23 protein-coding genes and 1 tRNA gene are annotated in these 24,131 nt (G+C 66.5%); 13 read left to right on the top strand and 11 right to left on the bottom strand.

Annotated elements, in window-relative coordinates; genetic code table 11:
* Positions 1 to 8: 8 nt before the first annotated feature.
* Both dprE2 and dprE1 read right to left on the bottom strand, forming a co-directional pair.
* Positions 9 to 770, bottom strand: coding sequence for a decaprenylphospho-beta-D-erythro-pentofuranosid-2-ulose 2-reductase (gene dprE2, locus GYB83_RS04290; RefSeq protein ID WP_161894309.1), 762 nt, complete (start codon positions 768 to 770; stop codon positions 9 to 11).
* 34 nt (positions 771 to 804) lie between these two features.
* The gene (dprE1, locus tag GYB83_RS04285) at positions 805 to 2,223 is read right to left on the bottom strand and encodes a decaprenylphosphoryl-beta-D-ribose oxidase (protein ID WP_161894308.1); all 1,419 of its coding nucleotides are present in this window, start codon (positions 2,221 to 2,223) and stop codon (positions 805 to 807) included.
* 85 nt (positions 2,224 to 2,308) lie between these two features.
* On the opposite strand from dprE1, the gene GYB83_RS04280 reads away from it, so the two are divergent.
* Positions 2,309 to 2,734 carry a universal stress protein gene (locus GYB83_RS04280; RefSeq protein WP_371864996.1) on the top strand — a complete coding sequence of 142 codons (426 nt, stop codon included), beginning with the start codon at positions 2,309 to 2,311 and terminating at the stop codon, positions 2,732 to 2,734.
* Between the two features lie 10 nt (positions 2,735 to 2,744).
* On the opposite strand, the gene GYB83_RS04275 is transcribed toward GYB83_RS04280, so the two are convergent.
* On the bottom strand, positions 2,745 to 3,965 hold the full coding sequence (locus GYB83_RS04275; RefSeq protein ID WP_161894307.1) for a lipase family protein: 1,221 nt from the start codon (positions 3,963 to 3,965) through the stop codon (positions 2,745 to 2,747).
* 128 nt (positions 3,966 to 4,093) lie between these two features.
* Here GYB83_RS04275 and GYB83_RS04270 point away from each other — a divergent pair, with 128 nt between their 5' ends.
* Positions 4,094 to 4,525 carry a GtrA family protein gene (locus tag GYB83_RS04270; protein WP_161894649.1) on the top strand — a complete coding sequence of 144 codons (432 nt, stop codon included), beginning with the start codon at positions 4,094 to 4,096 and terminating at the stop codon, positions 4,523 to 4,525.
* A gap of 121 nt (positions 4,526 to 4,646) precedes the next feature.
* Here the strand turns inward: GYB83_RS04270 and GYB83_RS04265 are convergent, their stop codons facing one another.
* From GYB83_RS04265 to GYB83_RS04255, 3 genes are all read right to left on the bottom strand, one after another.
* On the bottom strand, positions 4,647 to 5,780 hold the full coding sequence (locus GYB83_RS04265; protein WP_161894306.1) for a DUF5685 family protein: 1,134 nt from the start codon (positions 5,778 to 5,780) through the stop codon (positions 4,647 to 4,649).
* A 65-nt stretch (positions 5,781 to 5,845) separates the two neighbouring features.
* The gene (locus tag GYB83_RS04260) at positions 5,846 to 6,868 is read right to left on the bottom strand and encodes a fused (3R)-hydroxyacyl-ACP dehydratase subunits HadA/HadB (protein ID WP_161894305.1); all 1,023 of its coding nucleotides are present in this window, start codon (positions 6,866 to 6,868) and stop codon (positions 5,846 to 5,848) included.
* 27 nt (positions 6,869 to 6,895) lie between these two features.
* Positions 6,896 to 7,774, bottom strand: a complete 879-nt coding sequence (locus GYB83_RS04255) for a TIGR03619 family F420-dependent LLM class oxidoreductase (RefSeq protein ID WP_161894304.1) — start codon at positions 7,772 to 7,774, stop codon at positions 6,896 to 6,898.
* A gap of 83 nt (positions 7,775 to 7,857) precedes the next feature.
* On the opposite strand from GYB83_RS04255, the gene GYB83_RS04250 reads away from it, so the two are divergent.
* Entirely contained in the window at positions 7,858 to 8,826 is a 969-nt protein-coding gene (locus tag GYB83_RS04250; protein ID WP_161894303.1) for an aldo/keto reductase, read from the top strand.
* Between the two features lie 34 nt (positions 8,827 to 8,860).
* Here the strand turns inward: GYB83_RS04250 and glfT1 are convergent, their stop codons facing one another.
* The 4 genes from glfT1 to GYB83_RS04230 are packed head-to-tail and all read right to left on the bottom strand — an operon-like array spanning position 8,861 to position 12,026.
* Entirely contained in the window at positions 8,861 to 9,763 is a 903-nt protein-coding gene (gene glfT1, locus GYB83_RS04245; RefSeq protein WP_161894302.1) for a galactofuranosyltransferase GlfT1, read from the bottom strand.
* On the bottom strand, positions 9,760 to 10,572 hold the full coding sequence (gene wzt, locus GYB83_RS04240; protein WP_161894301.1) for a galactan export ABC transporter ATP-binding subunit Wzt/RfbE: 813 nt from the start codon (positions 10,570 to 10,572) through the stop codon (positions 9,760 to 9,762). The genes glfT1 and wzt overlap by 4 nt, the downstream gene beginning before the upstream one ends.
* A gap of 10 nt (positions 10,573 to 10,582) precedes the next feature.
* A complete protein-coding gene (gene wzm / locus GYB83_RS04235) occupies positions 10,583 to 11,461 on the bottom strand; it encodes a galactan export ABC transporter permease subunit Wzm/RfbD (RefSeq protein WP_371864995.1) in 879 nt (292 codons plus the stop codon).
* A gap of 22 nt (positions 11,462 to 11,483) precedes the next feature.
* A complete protein-coding gene (locus GYB83_RS04230; protein ID WP_161894300.1) occupies positions 11,484 to 12,026 on the bottom strand; it encodes a bacterial proteasome activator family protein in 543 nt (180 codons plus the stop codon).
* 73 nt (positions 12,027 to 12,099) lie between these two features.
* Here GYB83_RS04230 and GYB83_RS04225 point away from each other — a divergent pair, with 73 nt between their 5' ends.
* The gene (locus tag GYB83_RS04225) at positions 12,100 to 13,293 is read left to right on the top strand and encodes an aminotransferase class V-fold PLP-dependent enzyme (protein WP_161894299.1); all 1,194 of its coding nucleotides are present in this window, start codon (positions 12,100 to 12,102) and stop codon (positions 13,291 to 13,293) included.
* A gap of 86 nt (positions 13,294 to 13,379) precedes the next feature.
* Complete coding sequence (locus GYB83_RS04220; protein WP_228461160.1) at positions 13,380 to 13,844, top strand: MarR family winged helix-turn-helix transcriptional regulator; 465 nt, start codon at positions 13,380 to 13,382, stop codon at positions 13,842 to 13,844.
* Between the two features lie 7 nt (positions 13,845 to 13,851).
* Here the strand turns inward: GYB83_RS04220 and GYB83_RS04215 are convergent, their stop codons facing one another.
* Positions 13,852 to 14,817: an NAD(P)H-quinone oxidoreductase gene (locus GYB83_RS04215; protein WP_161894298.1), complete on the bottom strand. Its 966-nt coding sequence runs from the start codon at positions 14,815 to 14,817 to the stop codon at positions 13,852 to 13,854.
* Between the two features lie 77 nt (positions 14,818 to 14,894).
* Between GYB83_RS04215 and GYB83_RS04210 the strand changes: the two genes are divergently transcribed.
* From GYB83_RS04210 to GYB83_RS04175, 8 genes are all read left to right on the top strand, one after another.
* Positions 14,895 to 14,979: transfer RNA gene (locus GYB83_RS04210), tRNA-Ser, on the top strand.
* A gap of 121 nt (positions 14,980 to 15,100) precedes the next feature.
* Positions 15,101 to 16,441, top strand: coding sequence for a tyrosine-type recombinase/integrase (locus tag GYB83_RS04205; RefSeq protein WP_161894297.1), 1,341 nt, complete (start codon positions 15,101 to 15,103; stop codon positions 16,439 to 16,441).
* Between the two features lie 1,094 nt (positions 16,442 to 17,535).
* Complete coding sequence (locus GYB83_RS04200) at positions 17,536 to 17,697, top strand: helix-turn-helix domain-containing protein (RefSeq protein WP_156515371.1); 162 nt, start codon at positions 17,536 to 17,538, stop codon at positions 17,695 to 17,697.
* Positions 17,698 to 17,993: 296 nt separating this feature from the next.
* Positions 17,994 to 19,853: a DUF5906 domain-containing protein gene (locus tag GYB83_RS04195; protein WP_161894296.1), complete on the top strand. Its 1,860-nt coding sequence runs from the start codon at positions 17,994 to 17,996 to the stop codon at positions 19,851 to 19,853.
* Positions 19,850 to 20,056 carry a hypothetical protein gene (locus tag GYB83_RS04190; protein ID WP_161894295.1) on the top strand — a complete coding sequence of 69 codons (207 nt, stop codon included), beginning with the start codon at positions 19,850 to 19,852 and terminating at the stop codon, positions 20,054 to 20,056. The genes GYB83_RS04195 and GYB83_RS04190 overlap by 4 nt, the downstream gene beginning before the upstream one ends.
* A gap of 1,599 nt (positions 20,057 to 21,655) precedes the next feature.
* Entirely contained in the window at positions 21,656 to 23,374 is a 1,719-nt protein-coding gene (locus GYB83_RS04185; RefSeq protein ID WP_161894294.1) for a FliH/SctL family protein, read from the top strand.
* A 17-nt stretch (positions 23,375 to 23,391) separates the two neighbouring features.
* A complete protein-coding gene (locus tag GYB83_RS04180; RefSeq protein WP_161894293.1) occupies positions 23,392 to 23,658 on the top strand; it encodes a hypothetical protein in 267 nt (88 codons plus the stop codon).
* A gap of 6 nt (positions 23,659 to 23,664) precedes the next feature.
* Complete coding sequence (locus tag GYB83_RS04175; RefSeq protein WP_161894292.1) at positions 23,665 to 24,111, top strand: hypothetical protein; 447 nt, start codon at positions 23,665 to 23,667, stop codon at positions 24,109 to 24,111.
* Positions 24,112 to 24,131 lie beyond the last annotated feature (20 nt).

Genomic DNA, 24,131 nt, shown 5'->3' with positions numbered 1-24,131 from the left:
CCACGCGACTAGATGGGGAGCTTGCGGAACACCGGGCGCGGGATGTGGCGCAGCGCCATCATGATGAACCGGAACGGGCCCGGAACCCAGACGATCTCCTTGCCCTTGTCGACGGCGGCGACCGCGAGACGTCCCACGTCCTCCTTGTTGACCGTCAGCGGGGCCTCGGCGACGTGCGCCGACAGTCGGGTGCGGACCTGGCCGGGACGGATCACGAGGACTCGGACACCCTCGGGACGCAGCGCGTCGCCGAGACCGAGGTAGAAGCCGTCGAGGCCGGCCTTGGTGGAGCCGTACACGAAGTTGGAGCGGCGGACGCGCTCGCCCGCGACCGAGCTCATCGCGATGATCTGACCGTGGCCCTGCTGGCGCATCTTCTCGCCGAGGAGCACACCGACCGACACGGCCGCCGTGTAGTTGATGTTCGCTTCGAGGACGGCCAGCTTCTGGTCCTGCCAGGCCTGCTCGTCGTCGCCCTGGATGCCGAACGCGACGATCGCCACGTCGATGTCGCCGTTCGCCCACGCCTTCTCGATGACGTCGCGGTGCGAGTCGGTGGCGAGGGCGTCGAAGTCGATCTGCTCGACGGACGAGGCGCCCGCGTCGGTCATCTGTGCGACGGCGGCCTCGGCGGCCGGATCGTTCGGGACAGTCGCCAGGACCACCCGCATCGGGCCCTTGGTGAGGAACTCCGATGCGATGGCGAGGCCGATCTCGGACGATCCGCCGAGGATCAGGATGGACTGGGGAACGCCGACGGCGTTGAACATGGAAGTCACTGCTTTCTGTAAGGATTCGGCGAGATCAGACGAGTTCGAGGCGACGGCCCATGTCGGACATGAACACCTGGTTCGGGTCCACGCGTCGGCGGGTCGCGATCCACTCGTCGACCTGCGGGTACATGGCGTGGAAGGTCTCGGCGGTGGTCCGCGAGTCCTTCGCCGTGTAGAGGCGGCCGCCGATCTCCATGACGCGGCGGTCGAGTTCGCTGACGAACTCGTGGAGACCGCGTTTGATCGGGAAGTCGACGCAGATGTTCCAGCCCGGCATCGGGAAGCTCAGCGGGGCCTGGTTGCCCTCACCGAAGAGCTTGAACACGTTCAGGAAGCTGACGTGTCCGGACGCCTGGATGTCGTAGATGATGCCCTTGAACTCTTCGACGGCCTCCGGGGGAACGATGAACTGGTACTGCAGGAAGCCCTTCGAACCGTAGGCGCGGTTCCAGTTCCCGAACAGATCGAGCGGGTGATAGAACTGCGTCAGATTCTGGATCTTGCCCTGGTAGTTGCCGCCCATCCGGTAGTAGGCCTCGCCGACCATCGAGAAGTTCATCTTGTTGGCGAGCCCGTTGGGGAAGATGTCCGGGAAGTTGACGAGGGTCGGCGCGTCGAACTTCAACGGGTCCTTGGCGAGCTTGTCGGGCAGTTGGTCGAGCGTCGCCAGGCTGCCGCGGGAGAACGTTCCGCGGCCCAGACGCGGGGGCTTGCTGATCGCGTCGAACCAGCCGGAGCTGTACGTGTAGTTCTCCTCCGAGCCGTCCATGTGCAGCGCGATCGTCTCGTCGAGGCTCTTGGTGACGGTGCCGTCCGCGATGAAGTACGCGGTCTCGGTGCGGGTCATCTTGATCTTGGCGCGCAGGATGATGCCGGTGAGACCGATGCCGCCGACGGTGGCCCAGAAGATCGACGCGTCGGGGTCGTCCTTGCTGCCCTGCGGTGTCAGGACGAGGATCTCGCCCGATGCGACCAGCAGGTGGATCTCGACGACGTGATTGCCGAAGCTGCCCGAACTGTGGTGGTTCTTGCCGTGGATGTCGCAGCCGATCGCGCCGCCGATCGTCACCTGACGGGTGCCGGGCAGAACCGGAACCCACAGGCCGTGCGGCAGGGCGACGCGCATCAAAGTGTCGAGGTCGACGCCGGCGTCGAGATCGATGATGCCGGTCTCGTCGTCGATGCTGTAGATGCGCTGCAGCTGGGTCATGTCGATGGTGAGGCCGCCCGAGTTCTGGGCGTTCTCGCCGTACGAGCGACCGAGTCCGCGCGCGATCACGCCGCGCTTGTAGTACGACGGCTTGTCGGCGTTCTGGTCGGCGACGCGTGCGACGGCGTCGGCGATGACCTCGGGGTACGGCGTCGACAGCACGTGCGCCTGCGTCGGCATGGTCCGCCCCCAGCCCATGAGCGTGCGGGTCTGGATCGGGAGAAGGTCTGTGTTCGTCATCGTCAGTAGACGTTACCCGTCGAGGACGGATATCGGCCCCTGTCGTGACCGTCGTCTACATTTCCTCTTGGGGGAATCGAAAGGGATGAGCATGATCGTCGTCGGGTACTCGGGTGGTTCGTACGGGAGGGCCTGCCTGGAGCAGGGGATCGTCGAGGCGTCCGCGCGGGAGACGTCGTTGCTGCTGATCAGCACCGTTTCGACGGGGCGTGGGCAGCGCATGGTCGACGCCGACGAGATGGCCGACGTGCAGGCGCGGCTGAGCCGCTCGGACGTGAAGTTCGAGATCAGGCAGCCGATCGGAGCCGACCCGTCCGAAGAACTGCTGCGGGCGATGGACGACGACGAAGCGGAGATGCTGGTGATCGGCATGCGCCGTCGCACGCAGGTGGGGAAGCTGTTCATGGGGTCGACGTCGCAGTACCTGCTGGTGGAATGCCGAAAGCCGGTGCTGGTCGTCAAACCAGACAGGTCGGCCGCGGCGTCGGTGGACGCCGCGGCCGAGGAGTAGGCAGTCACAGTCAGCGCAGGATGCGCGCCAGGAACGGCGTCGAATCCTTCATCGAGGCGAGCACCGTGCCGGAGTGGTCCTGCGTCGGGTAGACGTGCAGGTCGACGTTCTGGTTCGCCGCGCGCATCTGCGCGTACAACGACAGCGCCGACGGTGCGGGGACGTCGAGGTCCTTGAGGCCCTGGCCCAGGAAGATCGGGCGGTCGTAGCCGGAGTACGGGGTGCTCATGTACTTGACGAGGGCGGCCTGAACGCCGGGAATCGACGACACCGGCCGGGAGAACCAGCTGTTGACCTTCGCTCCGTCGACCTTGGCGTGCATCTCGGGGTAGCAGAGGGTCTGTGCGGCCGTCACGATGCGACGGCCCTCGGCGGTGAGGATGGCGGCGGGCTTCAGGTCCGGGCGGGCGTCGGAGAATCCGGCCCAGATGTAGGCGGCGTACGTGTTGAGGCCCGCGGGCAGTCCGATCGGCGGGAACGACGGTCCGGCCTGCCACACGATGTGTTCGATGTTCGCCGGGGTGCCGGTGGCGACGACGCCGCGGTAGTCCAGGCCGGAGCCGCGCGCGATCTCCGACGCGTGCCGGGCCGCGCTGAGCGCTGCGCCCGCGCCCTGCGACTGCCCGACGATGGCCCACGTCTTGCTGAGCGGCAGGCCGCTCTGACGGGAGGCGAGGACGGAGTCGACGATCGAGCGGGCCTGAACGTCGCTGCTCAGGTAGCTCATCAGGCCGGGGGTGCCGAGTCCGACGTAGTCGGTGGCGACGATCGCGTATCCCTGATCGAGCCAGTGGTCGAGGTAGACCGTGTCCCGGTCGCTGCGCTTCTGCGCCGACGGGGTGCACGAGTCGCCGAGTCCGACGGTGCCGTGCGCCCAGGCGATCACCTTGTAGCCGCCCTTCGGGGCGGGACGCTTCGGCAGGAAGATCGCGCCGGTGCTGACGGCGGGCTTGCCGTGGACGTCCGTCGACGCGTAGAGCACGCGGTTGGCGCTGCCCGCCGAGGGCAGGGTGACCGAGTTGTCGAGCGACGTCTTCTGAATGAGCGTGCCGTGCTTGCCGATCGGGCCGGTGTAGTTCCTGGCGTCGAGCCCGGACCACACGGGTGCGGGGGTCGACGCGTCGTCGGCGTGGGCGGCCGGTGCGGCGAGGGTCATGCCGGCGACCGTCGCGACAGCGAGGGCCGCGGCGACCAGTGCGCGGGAGACCGTGGATCGTTTGATGGACCTCATGTGAAGTGAGATTAGACCTCGGTCACATCGGATTCCTAACCGTTCCTCACAGAATCGACAGATAAGCTGGCGCGGTGTCCGACTCAACCCACCCGTCGCACGACGACTTCTCGACCCGTCATGCGCCGATGCCGATCGAGCTGCCCTTCGACGACGAAGAGGCGTCGACCAGTGTCGACCTCAAGACTCAGCTGATCCGATTCGTCGCGACCGGTGCCGGGTCGGCCGTCCTGGACTACGGCCTGACGATGCTCCTGCAGTACGCGGTGGGGGCCCCGTTCTGGCTCGCCAAGGCGTGCGGCTTCATACTCGGCACCACCGTCGCCTACCTGATCAACCGTCGGTGGACGTTCCGCGCCGAACCGAGCACGGCCCGATTCATCGCCGTCATCGCCCTCTACGCCGTCACCTTCGGCGTCAACGTCGGCCTGTACGCCTGGCTCTCGCACATGTGGGAGGAGACGGCGATCTACTCCGCCCTCGCCTTCGTCATCGCGCAGGGCGTCGCCACGGTCATCAACTTCGTCGTCCAACGGGCCGTGATCTTCAAGATCAAGTGATGTTCGAGCAGAGCGCGCCGACGCGCTGAGCGGCCGCCCGAACATCGGTCGTCTCACTGGATCTCGCGGACAGTGTGCCGTCGACATGCGGTGAGAGGACCGATCGTCGCGGGCGTCACGATCAGCTGCAGTCGCAGCAATCACAACAATCACAGCAGTCGCAACAGTCGTCGCAATCGCAGTCGTTGCACGCGCCGCTCTTCCAGTTGTCGGTGCAGTGATTCCAGTGGTCGGTGAAGCAGGCGGGCCCGCAGAAGGTGTTGCCGACGAACGGCAGGATGCGCTCGTGCATCCTTCGATTCAGTGGGAACGGCGGCGGATACGGCCAGTCCTCCGGCCACGTCGGCGGCGCCTCGGCCGGCCATTCGGTGAGATCGGCGGATAGGGCGTCGATCCGCTTGCGGCCGAGAGACTTCCGCCGCTTGCGAACGGCCTGTGACACAGCCTTGACGAGCAGGACTCGGAGCAGGCGGTCGTCGTGCAGCGCCAACTGCTCGTACCGGTCGGCGATGCGGTCGGCGAGCATCTGCGCCCTGTGCAGGGCTTGGGCGTCGGATGTGCCCGTCGAGGTGAGCGGATTGAACGCTCCGGTGCGGGCGTCGTCGTCGCGGTCGTCGACGGCGTCGAGCAGATGGGCGAGCCGACCGTAGTCGGAGCCGATCGCGGTCAACGTCTCCACATTGTCGGGGGCGTTCGCGAGGCGCGCGCTCGATGCGAACACCTCGGCGCACGCGGCAGCCGTCGGATCGGTGAGGGCGTCCAGATCGGCGCGCCCGGCCTCCAACTCGGCCTGGGCGTCGAGCGCCGCGAGGACGCCGTCGACGTCGAGCAGGTCTGTCCCTCGGGACGCCTTGCGCCGCAAGGCGCCCGATGCGAAGCTCGCCGCGCGGGACCGAGCCTTCGACGGTGCGGCCAGTCCGAGGCGCTGCTCGGCCACGACATCGCGTGCCTTCGCCGTCGCGAGGGTCAACGACGCCGAGGTGGCGAGTCGGACGCCGGGCTCCCGCGCGATGACCACCTCGGCCCGCCGCATCCCGCGCAGCGGACACGGACCCGCGGTGCGCGTCGTGGCAGACGGCGCTCGCTGCGCCGCCGTCAGCACCGACACCATCACGGTGTCGGTGTTGGTCGTCAGGCGCGCCGACTGTCCGTGACCGTCGCGCAACGACAGGCACAGGCCGCACAGATGGGCACGCCATTCGTCACGTAGTCCCTCGTCGAGCAGGTGCCCGCACGGCTGGAGAAGACCGAACATGCGTCGAACCTAGTGCAGCCCGGATCGTAACGGGGACGATCTCATCCGTTCGACGGACGAGGGCGTCAGGCGAACTGCACCAGCGCCGTGCACTTGCCGAACACGCGCTTGCCGTTGACCGAGGCTCCGAACGTGATCAGCCCGCGCTTGGTCTCCGGGTACAGCGTCTTGATCTTCGCCGTGTACTCGACGACGGCGGCCTCGGTCGGCGGCACGTACACCGCGCTCGAGAAGCGGGCGCTGAGTTCGAGGAAGGCGGCCGGGTCGCCGACGAACGCCGACAGGTAGCCCGCCGCGGTGCCGAGGGTCAGCATGCCCTGGGCGACGACGCCGTCGAGCTTCGCGGCCGCGGCCAGCTCGTCGCTGTGATGGATGGGGTTCGGGTCGCCTGCGACGCCGACGTAGTTGACGAGGTCGCCGCGGGTGAACCGCTGGGTGCGCGGCGGGATCTCCTGGCCCTCGGTCACCGAGTCGAAGGGGATGGCGCCGTACGCGTGCGACGGGACCTCGGGGATGTCCGCGGCCTCGGCGGGGACCAGTGGAAGCTCGTGCGACGCGGTCGGCGAGAACATCACGCCGTCGACCATGTCGATGAACTCCTCGGTCAGGCCGTCGCCCGTCTCGCCGGGGCCCGCGAGCGTCGTCCACGACTCCTGCATGACGCCCTTGGCGAGATCGCGGATCACCGTCTTGCCGGTGAAGAGCTCGGCGCCCGCCACCGACTTGTACGAGTCGAGGGACACGTCCGACTTCAGGTGGTCGCCCGCGGTGATCGGCTTGTGGAAGATGAACCGCTGTTCCACCTGCAGCACGCCCGACTTCAGCAGGTCGCCGGGGATCGCGGAGTCGAACAGCTGGGCCTGCGCCTTGGTGCCGTCGAGGACGACGATGGTGAGCGGCGCGAGCAGCTTGTCGTGGCCGGCTTCGGCAGACTTCGCCTCATCCCAGTGGACGGGGTTGTCGTCGTGCAGCGCCCGAGCGAATTCGCGGATCTTCTCGCGACCCACCTCGTAGTAATCCTGGGTGGTGTACACCTTGCCGATCGCTGATTCGATGGCCTGGGTGCGCTCGGGTCCGGTGATTGTCATGGGTGTCGAGTCTACCGAAGCGTCAGATCAGCCGTTGACCTTGGCGATCACATTCTCGGCATACCACGTCATGTTCTGAATCTTCTGCTGCAGCGGTTCGGTGTCGTCGCCGCGGATGTACGGCACGCGGAAGCCGACGATGACATCCGTGATGCCCTTGTCCTCGAGGCGCTTGCAACCGTCGACGGTGTACGCGTCCATCGAGATCACGTGGATCTCGAACGGGTCGTTCTCCTTGCCCTCGGCCTTGCGGATGGCGTTGATCTTGTCCAGGAGGGCGTCGAGCTCCTCGGCGGGTCCGCCGCCGTGCATCCAGCCGTCGCCGCGGATCACGGCGCGCTTGAGTGCGAGGTCGGCGTGACCGCCCACGAGCAGCGGGATCGGCTGGGTGGGCGTCGGCGACATCTTGATCTTCGGGATGTCGTAGAACTCGCCGTGGAACTCGAAGTATCCGGGCGAGGTGAGGCCGCGGATGACGTCCATGCACTCGTCCATGCGCTTGCCTCGGCGCTTGAAGTCGACGCCCATGATGTCGTAGTCCTCCGGCCAGGGGCTGGTGCCGACGCCGAGCGACAGGCGGTTGTTCGTCAACGCCGCGACCGACGACGCCTGCTTCGCGACGAGGGCCGGCGGTCGGATCGGGAGCTTCAGCACGAACGGGAGGAAGCGCAGCGTCGACGTCACCGCGCCGAGGGCGGCGCACTGGATGAACGTCTCGATGAAGTCCTTGTCTTCGAGGAACCCGCGGTCGCCGTCGGGGGTGTACGGGTACACCGCGTCCGACTCCTCCGGGTACGCGACGGAGTCGGGGACGGTCATGCCGTGGTAGCCGACCTGCTCGGCGGCCTGCGCGAGCGGCGCGTAGTAGCTGATGTCGGTCATCGCCTCGGCGTACGTGAATCGCATGCCTGTCACACTAGAACATGTTCTAGTTAGTGTCGACGTCTTCGAGCGCTCGCGGCACTCGCATTCGGACTACCGTTGGACGCATGCGCTATCAGACTCTCGGAACAAGCGGACTCGTCGTGTCGGCGATCGGGGTGGGATGCAACGCCTTCGGCAAGCGGATCGACCAGCGAGCGACCAACGCCGTCGTCGACGCCGCGATCGATGAGGGGATCACGTTCTTCGACACGTCCGACAGTTACGGATCCGGCGCCAGCGAGCAGACGCTCGGCAAGGCCCTCGGCGATCGGCGCGGAGACGTCGTCATCGCCACCAAGTTCGGGATGGACAACGGTGGGCTCTGCGGCGACGATCACGGGGTCCGCGCCAGCCGCAACTACATCACCAAGGCAGTCGAGGGCAGCCTGCGCAGGCTCGGCACCGACTACGTCGACCTCTACCAGCTGCACACGCCCGACCGGGTGACTCCGTTGGAGGAGACCCTCGACACCCTCGCGGGGCTCGTGCGTCAGGGCAAGGTCCGCTACATCGGCTGCTCCAACTTCACCGCCTGGGAGGTGGTGGACGCGCACTGGCTGGCCGACTCCGTCGGGTCTCCGCAGTTCATCACCGCGCAGAACGAGTACTCGCTGTACAACCGGGCGGCCGACGAGGAGCTGATTCCGGCGCTCGACCACGTCGGGGTCAGCCTGCTGCCGTACTTCCCGCTCGCCTATGGTCTGCTGACCGGGAAGTACACCCGCGGACAGGCCGCGCCGGACGGAACCCGACTGGCCGTCGAGACGCACCGGTTGGAGGGTGTGGACTTCGACGCCATCGAAGCGTTCCAGGAGTTCGCCGCCTCGCGCGGGGTGAGCGTCACCTCGGTCGCATTGGGCGCGCTCGCCGCGATGCCGTCGGTCGGTTCGGTGATCTCCGGGGCGACGCGCCCGGAGCAGGTCGTCGCCAACGTCGCGGCCCTCGACTGGACGCCGACTCCCGATGACTGGGCCGCACTCGACGCGATCGTCGCGCCGGGTTCGGGGAAGGGCTACGCGACGTTCGCCACGTAGGGCGGGTCCCCCAGGGGGCGTTCGGGAACGCCGGTCACGGCCGCGAGAAGCGTTCGGACCGGCCGAGCTTGCGCAGACGCATCCACTCGCGGAAGCCTGCGACGTCGCGCTGCTGGACGAGGAAGAACCATGCGAAGCGCGCGTACTCCTGGGGGAGCAGCTTGCGCATGCCCGGTTGGCTCATCAGGTAGCCCCGATTGCGGTAGGTGAAGTACCGCTTCACCTCGTTGTCCGGATACTGCGTGTGCATGCGGCCGCCCAGGATCGGACGGAACTCGTCACTGCCGTCGGGATGCAGGTACGCGGTGGTCAGGCAGGTTCCGAAGGCGATGCCCGATCGCGCGAGACGACGGTGCATCTCCACTTCGTCGCCCCGGAAGAACAGACGCAGGTCGGGGACGCCGATCTTCTCCAGCGTGTCGACGGAGAACAGCGCGCCGTTCATCAGCGATGCGATGTCGGGCAGCAGGTCGTCGGACGCGGCGTCCGACGGGCCGAACAGCTCGGACCGCTTGCGGCGCCAGACGAGGCCGCGACGCAGCGGGAAGGCGAGGTCGTCGGGGGAGTCGATGTTCACCACGACCGGCGACACCTGGCCGAGGCCGTGCCTGTCGGCGCAGCTCAGCAGGGTCGACAGCACCTGCGGACCTTCGGGGCGGCCGTCGTCGTCGGCGCACCACACCCAGTCGGCGCCCAGCGCCAGCGCGTGCAGCATGCCGAGCGCGAAGCCGCCCGCGCCGCCGAGGTTGTGTCGCGACGGGATGTACGTCGTCGGAATCGGCTGGCTCTCGACGAGCTCGCCGACCTCGGGTTCGGCCGCGTTGTCGACGACGATCAGGTGATCGATCGGGCGGTCCTGGCTTGCGAGGACACGCAGAGACTCGGCGAGGAGTTCGCGTCGCCGATGGGTGACGACGACGCCGATCACGGTGCTCATTGGTCTCCGCCCTTGTCGTTCTCGGCGAGGACCTTGCGGACCTGCGCGGCGGCGTCCGGTCCCTGGTAGGCGCCGACGACCTCCTCGATGCCGCCGTCCATCCGGATCTGGCCGTGGTCGATCCACAGGGCGCGGTCGCAGAGCTGGGCGAGGAACTCGTTGGAGTGGCTGGCGAAGACGAGGATGCCGGACCGTTCCACGAGGGCCTGCAGGCGGACGCGGGCCTTCTTCATGAACTCGGCGTCCACCGCGCCGATGCCTTCGTCGAGGATCAGGATCTCGGGGTCGATGCTGGTCACGACGCCGAGCGCCAGTCGCACACGCATACCCGTCGAGTAGGTGCGCAACGGCATCTCGAGGTAGTCGCCCAGCTCGGAGAACTCGGCGATCTCGTCGGTCTTGCGCAGCATCTCCTTGCGGCTCATGCCGAGGAACATGCCGCGGATCAGGATGTTCTCGTAGCCGGAGATCTCCGGGTCCATGCCGACGCCGAGGTCGAAGACGGGGGCGACCCGGCCGATGACCTTCGTCGCGCCGCGCGTCGGCTCGTAGATGCCCGACAGCAGGCGCAACAGCGTCGACTTGCCCGCGCCGTTGTGCCCCACGAGGCCCACGCGGTCACCGTGTTCGAGGTGCAGGTTGATGTCACGGAGGGCTTCGACGACGACGGTCTTCGAGCCGTTCGATCCGATGATGCCGCCCGCGGCGCCGACGACGGCCTTCTTCAGGGAACGGGTCTTGGCGTCGAAGATCGGGAAGTCGACGCAGGCGTCCCACGTGTCGACGCGGATGTCGGTGTTGCCGGCCATTGCAGGACTCCTAAACCCAGTACGCCACGCGGGCGCGGAAGTTGCGCATCACCAGCAGTGCGGCGATCCAGCCGACGGCGGTGCAGGCGAGGACGACTCCCCAGTGATAGAACGCGACGTGGTCGCCGAGGAGCGGCCCGCGGGCGATCTCCAAGTAGTGGTACATCGGGTTGAGTTCGACGTACCTCAGCTTGCTTGAGCCGGAGTCGCCCGCGGCGTTCAGCGTCTTCGCCGACCAGATGATGGGCGTCATGAAGAAGACGAGGCGGACGGCGGTCGTCAGCAACTGCCCGATGTCGCGGAACCGCGTCGACAGGATGCCGAAGACGATCGTGGCCCAGGTGGCGTTGAGCGCGAACAGGATGATCGCCGGGACCACCAGGAACCCCGACCAGCCGACCGGTGGGCGGAAGACGGCGAACACGATCGCGTAGATGACGATGTTGTGCGCGAAGATGATCAGGCTGCGCCACACCACGCGGTACACGTGGATGCTTATCGGCGCGGGCAGCTGTTTGATCAGGCCCTCGTTGGTGGAGAACACGACGGAGCCGTCGAGGATCGACGTCTCGATGAAGCCCCAGAAGATGAAGCCGAGCAGGACGTACGGCAGGAACGTCTTGATGTCCTGGTGGAACAGTTCGCCGTACAGGATGCCCATGGCGACGGCGGTGACACCGGTCGCGATGGTGATCCACAGGGGGCCGAGCACCGAGCGCTTGTAGCGCTGCTTGATGTCCGTCCAGCCCAGATGCAGCCACAGTTCGGAGGTGCGGAGACCCTCGATGAGGTCTTGGACGCCTCGCGCGAACGTTCGCGAATCCGAGGTGGGCGGAGCCGGCGGAATGATCCGGCCGGGGGCTCCGCCGTCATTGGCTACGGCTGACACAACGTCACAGCATACCGGCGGGTCACAAGTACTGACCTGTGCTGTGGTTGTCGGACGTGTCACCGGCGCCGGGCGGAAGTATGCCCTGACGCATCTGTTCGAGCTGCCCGCGCGCCGCCATCTGCTGGGCGAACAGCGCCGTCTGGATCCCGTGGAACACTCCTTCGAGCCAGCCGACGAGCTGGGCCTGTGCGATGCGGAGCTCCGCGTCGGACGGTGTCTGGTCGTCGGAGAACGGCAGCGCGAGACGGTCGAGTTCGTCGCGGAGCTCGGGGGCGAGACCGTCCTGCAGCTCGGCGATGGACGTCCGATGGATGTCGGCGAGCCGGTTGCGGCTGGCGTCGTCGAGGGGAGCCGCGCGGACCTCTTCGAGGAGTTGTTTGATCATCGTGCCGATGCGCATGACCTTCGCCGGCTGCTCGACCATCGCGGTCACCGGGTCGACGCCCGCGGTGACGGCTCCGGCCGCGGTCGGGAACTCGACGACTGGTTCGCCGTCCGGCGTGGACGGGTCGGAAGCCAGTGGATTGCCGGGGGTCGCGGTGCCGAACATCTCGGGAAGCATGTCCCCCATTGTGCCTGGGTTGGGGCGACGTCCTACGGCGATCGTCACCGCGCGCATTGTCTATCGTGGTGCCATGCCGTTCGACGTAGCCTCCGTTCGGGGACTGTTCCCCTCGATGGGCGACGGCTGGATCCACCTCGATTCGCAGAACGGTTCGCAGATCCCGGACGCGGTCGCGTCGGCGGTGTCGCGCGGCATCCGATCATTCCCCGTCCCCGCGGGCGGACTGTCCCGTCAGGCGGTCGCGGCCGCCGCCGTCACGACGCAGGCCAGGCAGGCCGTCGCCGACCTGCTCGACGCCGACGCCGACTGCGTCGCCTTCGGGCCGTCGCGCGCGGCCGTCGTCTCGGCGCTCGTCGACGCGTTGCCCGTCACCCGATGGATGGGTGACGGGATCGTCCTGTCGAGGTTGGACGACGAGGAGAACATCGTCCCCTGGCTGCGCGGCGCGGCCCGTCACGGTTCCTCGGTCCGATGGGCCGAGGTGGACGTCGAGCAGGGCACGTTGCCTCCGTGGCAGTACTCGCACCTGGTGACCGAGCGGACGACCGTCGTGGCCGTGACATTGGCGTCGTCGACGACGGGTGCGATCACCGACATCGGGCAGATCGCGGGCCACGCGCACGCCGCCGGGGCGCTTCTGGTGGTGGACGCCACCAACGCGGCCCCGTTCGTCCCGCTGACGATGAGCGAGCTGGGCGCCGACGTCGTCATCGTCAGCGCGGAACGGTGGGGCGGGCCGCGGATGGCGGCGATGGTGTTCGCGGACCGCGCGTGCATGGACTCGTTGACGAACGTGTCGTTGAATCCGCGCGCCGTCGGGCCGTCGCGCCTGGAGGTGGCGGCCGCTCCGGCCGCGCTGCTCAGCGGAGTCGTCGCCTCGGTCGACCTGCTCGCCGGACTGGAGCCGGAAGCGGGGTCGCGGCGTCGTCGGCTGATGATGTCGATGGACAGCACCTACGAATACCTGCAGCGGTTGGCGTTCTACCTGGTGTCGTCGCTCGACAGTCTCGGGCACGTCCACGTGATCGGCGTCGACACGCACCGGGTGCCGCTGGTGAGTTTCCTCGTGCGCGGGGTGACCGCGGAGAAGGTGGCGAAACGCTTGAACGACAACGGGATCAGTGCCCTGTACGACGTCCCGAGCCGCGCGTTGGACGCGATCGGAGTGCGGGACGCCGGTGGTGCGGTCTCGGTGGGCCTCGGCGTGTACTCGACTCCGTACGAGGTGGATCAGCTGATCCGGGTGCTCGGCTCGTTTGGCTGACCGGTTGCCCGGCAGTCGATCAGCAATCGTATGGTTGTCATCGAAGTAGTTGGCGATGCAAACATTTTCCGGTGGAGGCGGCAGGCGTGTCCGACAGTGAACAGATGCTCGACGATCGCGAACGTGACCTGTGGAGTCAGTTCGTGACCGGCGGCTGGGTGCTGTACCGGTCACTGTTCAAGCAGATCGATTCGTCGTCGTCGCTTCCGAGCGCCGACTGGCGCGGGCTCGAAGTGCTGGCCGCCACCAGGGAGCTCCGGATCAGCGACCTCGCGGATGCGACGCAGATCCCGCTGAGCACCGTCTCCCGCCAGGTGGGACGGTTCATCGACAAGGGCTACGTCGACAGGGTCGACGGCGGCGACGTCGACGGCCGCCAGAAGTGGGTGCGCATCACGGCCGCGGGAAAGGCCGTCGTCGCGCCGATCCTCGCCGAACGCGACCGTGTGGTCCGCAGGCTCGTCATCGAGTCGCTCACCGACGAGGAGTTCGCCGTGTTCTGCCAGACCTTCGGCAAGATCGGCGACCGCATCACCCGCGAGGGTCTCTGACCCCTGCTCACGACACGGTGAGCAGCACTTTCCCGACGGCGTCGCCGGAGTCCAGGCGGGCGTGTGCGGCCGACGCGTCGGCGAGGTCGAAGACGGAGTCGATGATCGGTCGGACGTGTCCGCTCTCGATGAGCGGCCAGGTGCGCGCCACCGTCTCGGCGACGATCATCGCCTTCGACCCGGGGCCGGTGACCGGTCGAGCGCGGAGTGTCGTCCCGATGACCGCGGCGCGTTTGGACATGAGCGCGGCGATGTTCAGTTCGGCTTTGATCCCGCCTTGCATGCCGATGATGACGAGGCGGCCGCCGGTGTTGAGCGCCCGGACGTTCTGCTGCAGGTACTTGGCGCCGATGATGTCGAGAATGACGTCGGCGCCGCCCTCCGCGGCGATCACGTCGTCGAACCGCTCGGCGGTGTAATCGATGCCGATGTCGGCGCCGAGCTCGCGGCACGTGTCGAGTTTGGCCTGGTTGCGGGCGGTGACGGCGACGCGCGCTCCGAGCGCGTGGGCGAGTTGGACCGCGTGGGTGCCGATGCCGCTGCTGCCGCCGTGGACGAGGAACAGTTCGCCGGGGCCAAGGTGCGCGGTGAGGACGACGTTCGACATGACCGTGCACGCGACCTCGGGGAGTGCGGCCGCCGAGGCCACGTCGACGCCGCGCGGGACGGGCATCAGCTGGGGCGCGGGGACGGCCACCCTCTCCGCGTACCCGCCGCCCGCGAGCAGCGCGCACACCTCGTCGCCGATCGACCATCCGGACACGCCGTCGCCGATCGCCGAGACGGTCCCCGACACTTCGAGGCCGAGAACGTCCGACGCTCCGGGCGGCGGCGGATACTTGCCCGCGGCCTGCAGTATGTCGGCCCGGTTGACGCCCGCCGCGGCGACGTCGACGATCACCTCCCCGGGAGCGGGCACCGGATCGGGCAGGTCGGTGACGTCGAGGAGGCCGGAGCCGACAATCGCGCGCATGTCCCCAGTGTTCCACCGATCAGCGCTCCGGGCGTGTGAGATCACCTCCGATCCGGTGCGCTAACCTGATCCACCAGGGAAGCGTGGCAGAGCGGCCGAATGCACTCGCCTTGAAAGCGAGCGTGGGTGAAACCACCGGGGGTTCAAATCCCTCCGCTTCCGCAGAGAAGGGCCAGGTCAGAGAGATACTCTCGACCTGGCCCTTGTTCTATGCCTGGCGGGTTCGGAAAAGTTGACACACCAGTTGACACAACCCACCTGCCATTACTCGTAGAATTACTCCGTGGCAAAGCTCCCGATTGGTGTCGAGAAGATCGAGTACAAGTCCGGAACTGTGCGCTACGAGGCGCGGGTGGACGCGGAAGTGGACGGTGAGCGTCGGCAGTTCCGGCGCCGGTTCAAGACGGTGGCCGAGGCGACTGACTACCGCAAGAAGACCATCGCCGCCGCGGTGGCCGGTAAAGCGGTGCCCACGACGGCGCTGACGGTCAAGGTCGCGGTCGAGGCGTGGCTGGAGGCGCAGGAGATCTCGCCCAGCACGCGGGCCGCGTACTCGGCTGCGCTGGCACCCGTAGTCGAGAAGTACGGGAAGCGCAGGGTCCAGACCATCGAGAAGAAGGACGTGGTGGCGCTCGTCAAGGACCTGCGCGAGGGTACGGGTCCGGGTGGTCGGAAATGGGCGCGAACGAGCATCAACCCGATGCGTGCTCGATGGCAGTCGGTGTGGGAGGACCTCGTCGAGCAAGGGAAAGTCTCTCGAAACCCTGTCGAGCTGGTGAAGCCGTTGCGCAAGCGTGACGACCCTGTGGCATCGAAAAACAAAGGTGTGCTTGATCTTTCGGACCGGCTGACCGACGCCGAGGTGGCGCGGCTGGAAGCTGCTCACCCGCCGACACCACCGGCCGACGCTCACATGCGTTCGGCTCCGTACCTCGCCGCGATGCGTGCCCCGATGATCGCGCTCGGCCTGCTCGGTCTGCGCCGGGGCGAAATGTCCGGACTTCGGTGGTCGTCGATCGACCTCGACACCGGGACGATGAAAGTCGCGACGTCCACACGGATTGCGGTGCGGGGCAAGGTGATCGAACAGAACGTCGGCAAGACCGAGTCTGCTGGTCGATGGCTGCCGCTGCCAGATCCGACTCTCGCGGTGCTACGGGCGGCGAAGTCGCGTCAGGAGGCCGAGCAGGCGCGGTACGGGGAGCGGTGGCGTGGTGGGTCCGATCCTTACGTGCTGATACAGCAGAACGGTCGTCCGACGAGCCCGCGGACGCTCAATTTCTGGTGGAACGATGCGTTGGAGTCGGCGGGTGTATCGCATCGACGGTTGCACGCGTCGCGCCACACTGCGGCGTCACGACTGATCTCGATGGGTGCCTCTCCCGCAGAGGTGGCGAAGTGGCTGGGCCACGCAGATGGCGGCGAACTGGTGCTGCGGACGTATGCACACGTCCACGAGGATGACCTGCGGTCACTGGCGTCAGCGCTCGATTACAGCCGTGAGCGGGTGGTTCCGGCGGATCGAGGACCTGTGCATGTGGTCGATCAGGAACTGCCAGCACACGCTGCCGATAAGCTGGGGATGGTGCGGGACCCGGAGACGGGTGAGTGGGACCTGCCGTAGGCCTGGCCACTGTTCGAGCAGCCGTCCGAGACGCGTGGTCCGAGCGGTTGCTCGTGGCCCCGCATTCCTTCGCCCGGGCTTCTCACCACTGGTCGGTCGGTTGTTCGAGGAGCTGCTCGATCTGCACTTCGACCAGCTGGTCGAGGGGTTGCTCGTGAAGCTCGTCAGAGGTACCCGTGTTCCTTCACCCGACTTCTAACCACTGCCCGAACAACCCTTCGAAGCGCGGGTCGAGGAGCTGTACGACCAGCTGTACGGAAGTCGGGGGTGAAACGTGATCAGCTGGTCGAGGGGTTGCTAGTGAAGCTCGTCAGAGGTACCCGTGTTCCTTCACCCGACTTCTAACCACGACCACGACCAGCTGATCGACCCGCGGGTAGAAGTCGGGGGTGAACCGGTAGGTGGGTTCGTGATCGGTTGTTCGAGCGGTTGTCCGTACAGCTGGTCGAGCAGAACTTCGAGACCGTGTCACATGTTCCTTCACCCGACTTCTAACCACTGCCCGACCAGTTGTCGGTAGAGATGTCCGAGACACCCGCCCGAGGAGCCGTTCGAACCGTGTAGGGATGTAGGGATCGAAAGTCGTCCCTACAGGCCTCCCTACACGGTAAAACCGCAGGCCAAGGTGTGTTTTTACCTGTTCATGTAGGGATGTAGGGATCTTTTCAGAACTTTACGCGGGGGAAGAATCGACCTTCGCTCGCTGTATAGGCATGGAAGAACTCTTTTCTCGATTCGTCCCGACATCCCTACACGGGGCGGTCGATTGGTCTTCTGAGCAGGGGAAACGGCCTGTAGGGAGGCCTGTAGGGATCTGATCGGGTCCCGACATCCCTACAGGGTCCCGACATCCCGATGAGGTCAAACATTTTTGCTCGTGTTGAGCCTGTATTTAGGCATTCTCTCGTGAATATTCAGCTGTCAGGAAAGGTGCTGGTGGCAGCTCGATCGGACGTTTGAGTGTAGCGGAATACCATTACCCATCAAGGATAGTTTGACCGCTTGACCTGCGCATTTAGCCGTTCCTGATACTTGCGGCCTGTTGGCATTTCGTGGAATCTGTAGGCACGAGAACGCATAGGAAAGGAGTGGAAATGGCTGAATCGACATGGTTGACCGTCGAGGAGTACGCCGCGCTGAAGCGTCGGAGCAAATGGACGATCTACCGGCATATCAAGCAGGGTCTGATTCCCGGCGCGGAGCAGGTCGTCGAACACGGCGAGATTCGGATTCCAGTTCCGGCGTCCGTCGCCTGACAAAAAGATGAGCGCCGCACCTCTGCAAAGGAGCGACGCTCGGAACCTAACCACCACAGAAAGGTTTTACTGATGACATCTTACGACGATTCGATCGATCGTGTCGAGTTCTCGTTCGATCGCGACGAGCTGGGGTTCACCCCACCTCCCGCGCCTCCGGAGCAAACTGTCGACCCGGCTTTGACCGAGGACGAAGTGCTGGAGCTGGCCACTGTTCGGGCGGTGGCCGCACTGCGGAGGGGCCGTTGCCGGCCCCGGCGAAGGCGGCTAGGACGGTGTGCGAGTGGACTGCGGCCGTGTACGAGGGCTGGAAGAAGAAGGACGACGAGAGCAAGGAGGGCAAGAAGGCGAAGGGTGCCGCTGGTGCCGCTCCTCCGAAGGGGATCACGCACCGTCAGGCCGCTGAGCTGACGATGCTGTACTTGCCGGTCGCGCTGATCCCGGCCGTGGAGACCGAGCCGGATCGCGACGTCGCGCTCCTAGCGGTGTACAACGCCGATGACGGGCTCTACGAGCAGTGCTCGGGTCGGACGAACCAGATCACGGTCTTCTTGAGGCGCCTTGCATACGATGCGAATGACCGCTGGATCGGCGAAACGCTCTCGGCCATTCGCGACCTGGCGCCGTTGCGGTATCAGTGCACCGACCCCGATCTGGTGGCGCTCGACGACTGCGTCTACAAGATGTCGACGGGCGAGAGGCTGCCGTACACGCCCGATCTGGTCTTCATGGCGAAGGCGCGGACAAAGCTGCCCGAAGTCGAGCCGGAGCTGCCGCGTATTGAGAATCCGGATGGCACGTGGTGGGACCCGGCGAGCTGGTTGCTGGAGACGATGGGGACACCGGAGCTGGCGCGCCAGATCCACGAGGTGAACAACCGGATCTTGCGGCCGCGGGCGTTTGGCGATGACAAGGTCATCATGCTCTATTCCGAGTCTGGATCGAACGGCAAGGGCACCGTCTTGGAGATGCAGCGGTGCATGGTCGGCGGTGAAAGAGGCCTGCGGTGCGCCTCGATCGGCCTGGAGAACTTCGGCGGCGACGCCCGGGATTTCATTCTCACGTCGCTACTGAATGCCGCCGTCAATCTCTCCGATGAGTCCGACCCCGACGGATTCATGAAGTCGTCGGCGATGCTCAAGGCGATCGGCTCGCATGACCCGGTTCTGATCAATCGGAAGAACCGGGATGCGGTCACCACGAAACTCTTCGTGACGATGGTTTTCTCGATCAACAAGCTGCCGAAGATGAAGGACAAGAGTCAGGCGATCGACCGTCGGCTCTATATCATCCCTTTCGGTCAGCGATTCATGAGCGACGGAACGACTGACATCAAGCGGAATCCCCGGATCAAGAGTGACTACCTCAAGCGCCCTGAGGTGAGGGAATGGTTCGTCTGGCAAGCACTCAAGGTGATCGGCCCGATCACCGAGATGAGCACGCCGCCGTCGGTGGCCGAGGTCCTCGAGGAGTTCCGCGAGGCCAATGATCCCATTGTCGACTTCTGGCGGCGATACGAGCCTCAGTTCGCTGTGACTGATCTCGGCCATCTTCCGCTGGAGATGTTGTACGACCTCTACAAGGCCGAATCCCGTGCCCGACGGGGCACCAGCGCAGGTGTCGAGTCGATCAGGAACTTCTCCGACCGACTGGTCGAGGAAGCCGCACGGGGTGGTGTATGGCGCGAGGAGCGCAATGCTCGGGATCGCGTGCAGAAGTCGCTCGCATCTTGGGCCGATACCTGCGCTGGCCAGGTCGCCCCGATCATTCAGGATCTGGGTCGTTCGTGGGCTGATCTGCGGCCGGATGGTGCCACCCACGAGTTGGTGTCGGGTGACGAGCGAGTGGCGCGGTGGGGACGCGATCTGGAAGGGCTGCCCATCGGCACGCTCCGCTCGCAGAAGTCTCTGGCGCTGCCGCGGCGGGCGTCGTGCCTCGTGCGTGATCTTCAGGTCGCGCCGCAGTTGCTCGACCACGTACCGGCGGAGGTCTCCTCGCCTTTGGCCGATCCCTCCGCGGAGATCACCGACGACGTCCCGGATCTCGCCCCGCTTACCGCGGCTGAGATCGCCGAGATTGCGACCTGGGCCAATCGCGGTGTGCCGGCCGGTGTGCCACCCGCCCCTGCCCCCGTCTGGGCGGAGGTGAGGGAATGAACCGCAAAGACCGACGAGCAGCGCAGCGCGGACGCGGGCCGATGGGTCCGGCACAGTTCGAGCGTGAGCTGCGCCGGGTTGTCCGTGGCGACCCGGACGCCGATCCGGTCGTGGCTGCCTTCTGGCGCGACCAGAGCACGGAGTGGGATGTGGCCGCGGCCGTCGACCACCCGGACGGAATCGAGGCGCTGAGGCGCCGATGAACCACTAGTCGCTCCAGTAGAACACCCCCGCACAGCGTGTGCGGGGGTGTTTTCTGCTGTCCGACAGACGATTTCGCGCCCTACCCAGAGGCGTTGAAGCCCTCAGTGGAAGGCTGAGACTGCTCGCGGGCGCAAGGTAGCGGCCTCCTGGGGGCTACGCTCGGCCCTTCGGTGGGCGTCATAGCCTTCTGCTTGCGTCCCTGTGCGATCTATGACGCCAGTCGCGGATTTCGTTGCGGCGCTGTGGCCTTCACAGCGCCCCCGCATGGCGTCATAGACGCCTCACGGCTCGGGATCGCATGGCCTATGACGCAAGTTGGAGTCGTTGTAAAGGCGTTGTCGAGGCACTGTGGCCGCTGGTATGGGGCGTCAGTGCCTCATCTTGGTGACACGGCCTCCAGCGGGAGGCGTGGAAGACGCTTCGTAGCGTCCATAGAGCCTCAGCATGGACGCCAGTGGAGGGCTATAAAGCCACTCCGTTGCGGCACTAGGACCACGGGTTTCGTTGTGGGGTAATGGTTTCCCCCACCGACTTCTCTTCTGGCGTCGTCCCGCTCCCTCGATCAGATCCCCGTCCAGACGGGTCCGCCGAGGACCGCCGGGACCCACGCTCTGGACCGGTATCGGACCACGGTCCGGTACCGGGTCTATCCTCTCGCCGCGGCTGGCCGGCTCCTGCGTCAGCGGGGCCTGCCGGTCCGCGGATCTTGTGCAGGCGCACCGGGTGGATCAACTGCGATCGGCTCCCCGGAACACCACAGCGCTGGCCCACGAGGCCAGCCGACGCCGGAGGCGGCGGTGCAGCCGAGGGGCAGGTTCGCCCGCTTGCGGGCGGGCATGCCCGGGGCTAGCGATGACCCCGATCCACCCCCTGATTCGCACTCCTGGCCACCACCCGGGATCGCTCCCGACCGCCCGGGAGCGATCGGCAGTGCCCCGAGGGGGTATCGGCGGGGGTACTGAGGATGGGTAGGGCGTATACGCGGCGACCTGGGCTTTTGCCGGGGGTGTACGCCTGGGGGTGGACACTTCCGGTCGTCGCAGGTCAGAGAGTTGGAGTGCGTATACGCGCTCGCGCTGACCTGGGCGTTCACGACCGGCTCTCGGCAGGTCGCGGAGTTTGTGGCGTGTATTTGGGTGAACGCCGCGTGCCCGATCACCGGTCCGGCACCGCCGTAGGTCCGATGCGAGCGAGCGAGCATTGGGCCGCAGGCGGTGATCAGGTCGACGGCGAGCCGTTGACCTGGGGTGTTTGTATTTCTTGGCATGCCTCCGGCAGGACGACAGGGACACCCGAGCGCAGCGAGCAGGGAGGGAGGGCGAAGCCCGACCGACCGGGTGTCCAATGGCGCCTTGGACACTTGGACCGAGGCTTGATACGGGTACCGGGTAGGGGTATTATCGGTGGGGACAGGGGCCCCGACGAGAATGGCCCTGCACCCGTATCGACCTCGATCCAAGTGGCCCGTCCCGCTTCACGGCGGTGTGGGCGGGCCGGTGAGCGCCAGCGAGCCCGGCCAGGGCCCCACGGCGACGGGGAGCGGGTCCCGCCGCAGGCGGGGATCTTCATTTCAATCGGCCGACGAAGGAGGGCGAGTCGTGAGCGAAGCGAGCACCGGTGCGACGCGCAAGGGCCGTGCGTCGATGGACATCGACGGTCACCGGTCGGCGGACGGCACCCGTCGGGGGCATTCGCGCTCGCGCAAGAACATCTCGACCGAGGCTCAGCGCAAGACCGCTGGGCCGGAAGCGGTGGCGTGGTACGCCGCGCAGAATCCGGCGGTGAATATCGAGAGGACGTATTTGAACGTCGACCGCGTGAACGATGGTGATGGCGGGTTCCGCGAAACCGGGTCGATCGCCGAGGTGGTCGCCTACGGCGACGCCCGCGAGGAGCGCGTGCGCAAGAACATCAAGACCGGGGAGCGCTTCGCGGTCACGCAGGTGCACCACCTGCCGTGGTCCTATGTCGAGGAAGACGGCACGTTCTATCAGCCGCGGCACCGTGACGGGACGCCCCGTGTGGATGCGGCCGGGCTGCCCGTGATGCTGCCGCGATACAGGGTGATCCCGGGCATGGAGGACGAAGCGCGGAGGTACTTCGAGGACTGCCTGGAGTTCGACGCCGCGCTCCTGCCCGACGGGCAGAAGGGCATCCACGGATACAGCATCCAGTTCGACGAGCACCGGCCCCACTTGCAGGTGCTCATGGACGCGTACTACGGGGCTCCGACGAAGAAGGACGCCGAGAAGATGGAGAACGGCTACAGCCGGGCGTTCGGGAGCCACCGCAGCGATCGGCTGGTGCCGGCGGCCACGGACGAGGGCAAGGCGATCTTCAATGCGGACGGCACCCAGAAGATGGTCCGCGAGGGCAACAAGCGGAAGTTCTCTCGCTATCACCGCGAATTCAAATCGTTCATGGTCGAGAGCGGTCACCAGGTGGAGCTGGAACGAGACGAGCTGCGTCACGACAGGAAGCTCGAACACGAGGACTTCAAGGACTGGGCGAACGAGATGCTCATCCTTGAACAGGAGACGGTTGAGATCGAGGTCGACCGCGAGCAGGTCGCTCAGCGCACGCTGGTCGTCGATGAGATCGCGTTGTCCGCCATCGCCACCGCGGAGCGCACGGAGCTAGAAGCCGATCTGCTCGCTGCGGGTGCTGAGGAACGCGGCTACAGGCGGGGCATGAGCAAGGGACGTTCCGAAGGCCGGGCCGCGGGTCGCCGTGAGGGCGAGGAGATCAAGAGTGCGGCCGAGCGGGCCGCTGAGCGGACTCGGGATGAGGCCGACATGATTCTCGAACTCGCCGAGCGTGAACGTCGTCGGCGGGATGACGAGTACATCGAGCGCATGAGTGAAGTCGATGAGGAGGCAGCCGCCGTCGCTGTTGCTCGCCGGTCGGTGGACGACCGCACCGAGATGGTGACGACGTGGCAGCAGCAGACGCAGGAGATCATCCTTGAGGCCGAGGACCATCGTCAGCGGGCTTTCGATGCGCGGGAGCGGTGGGAGAGGGCGATCGAGCAGGTCCCGATCGTCAAGGACGATCTGCCGCATCTCCGTGAGGAGTACATGGAAGAGACACGGTTCAGGACCAAGGGCGGCGAGCGGACTCTAGCTGAGATCGCTGACGAGGGCGCGAAGAACAAGGCCATCAAGAAGTTCGGGCCGGAAGTGGACCCTGCGGTCCTGACGGTCACTCGCGGCCAGGCAAAGGAACGCAAGGCCGCCGCATCGGAGAAGGTCAAGAGCGCCATGCCCACGCAGGGTCAGCAACCCGCTCAGCGGTCCTCGCAAGGCCAACGGCAGTGACCGGAGGAGGTGATGTGATGGGACTGGGTGAGCTGATGACCGGTGGTGGCGTAGGCCCGTCGCCGAGCGAGCGGGCCATGCAGGCGCGCTTCGATCAGATCGACGCGTTGCGCGAGCAGGCGCTCGAACTGGAGCGCCAGGCGGTGGCAGACCGGCACCCGCCCCTGCGGACCGCGGGGAGCTATCGGCAAATGCTGACCGAGGCCGAGGCAGATGACCTGGAGCGCAAGGCGCTCCGGCTGCGGCGACAGGCCGCAGAGTTGGAATGGGAACTAGGAAAGTGAGATCAGATGACCGAAGAGGAACGACAGAAGCACCTCGACCAGCGCCGTACGCGGCGTCTGGAAGCTGCGATGGCCGCCGGTGACGAGCAGGCCGTGCAGCGGGCCGGTGGCGCGGGCACCGCCGAGGCCAAGGAAGCGCGCCGCCGGGTGCAGGTACGCCGTGCGGCCCGTGAGGGGCGCCAGAAGCGTGCCGAGCAGATCAAGGCCGAGCAGGCCCAGCGCGAGCAGAAGAAGGCCCAGACGGGCGCTCAGGCGGGCAGCTCTACTGCTCAGGCTGGCCACCGTCCGGCCACCGGTGCCGACCGGCGCCAGCAGCAGGCAGCTCGGGCCGATCAGGCCCGCTCGGCCACGATGGAGAAGCGCGTCCAGGAGGTCAAGGACATGAATCGTAGGGCCGCGCAGTCGGCCCGTGAGCGCGCCGAGCGGTCGCAGAAAGCGGGTCAGCGAATGTGAGTATCCGTCATCTGGTCGAG

It is taken from the genome of Gordonia spumicola, from assembly GCF_009932475.1.
Classification (GTDB): Bacteria; Actinomycetota; Actinomycetes; order Mycobacteriales; family Mycobacteriaceae; genus Gordonia; species Gordonia spumicola.
The sequence above is the reverse complement of the archived record's forward strand: the minus strand, read 5'-3'. Positions and strand labels throughout refer to the sequence as shown.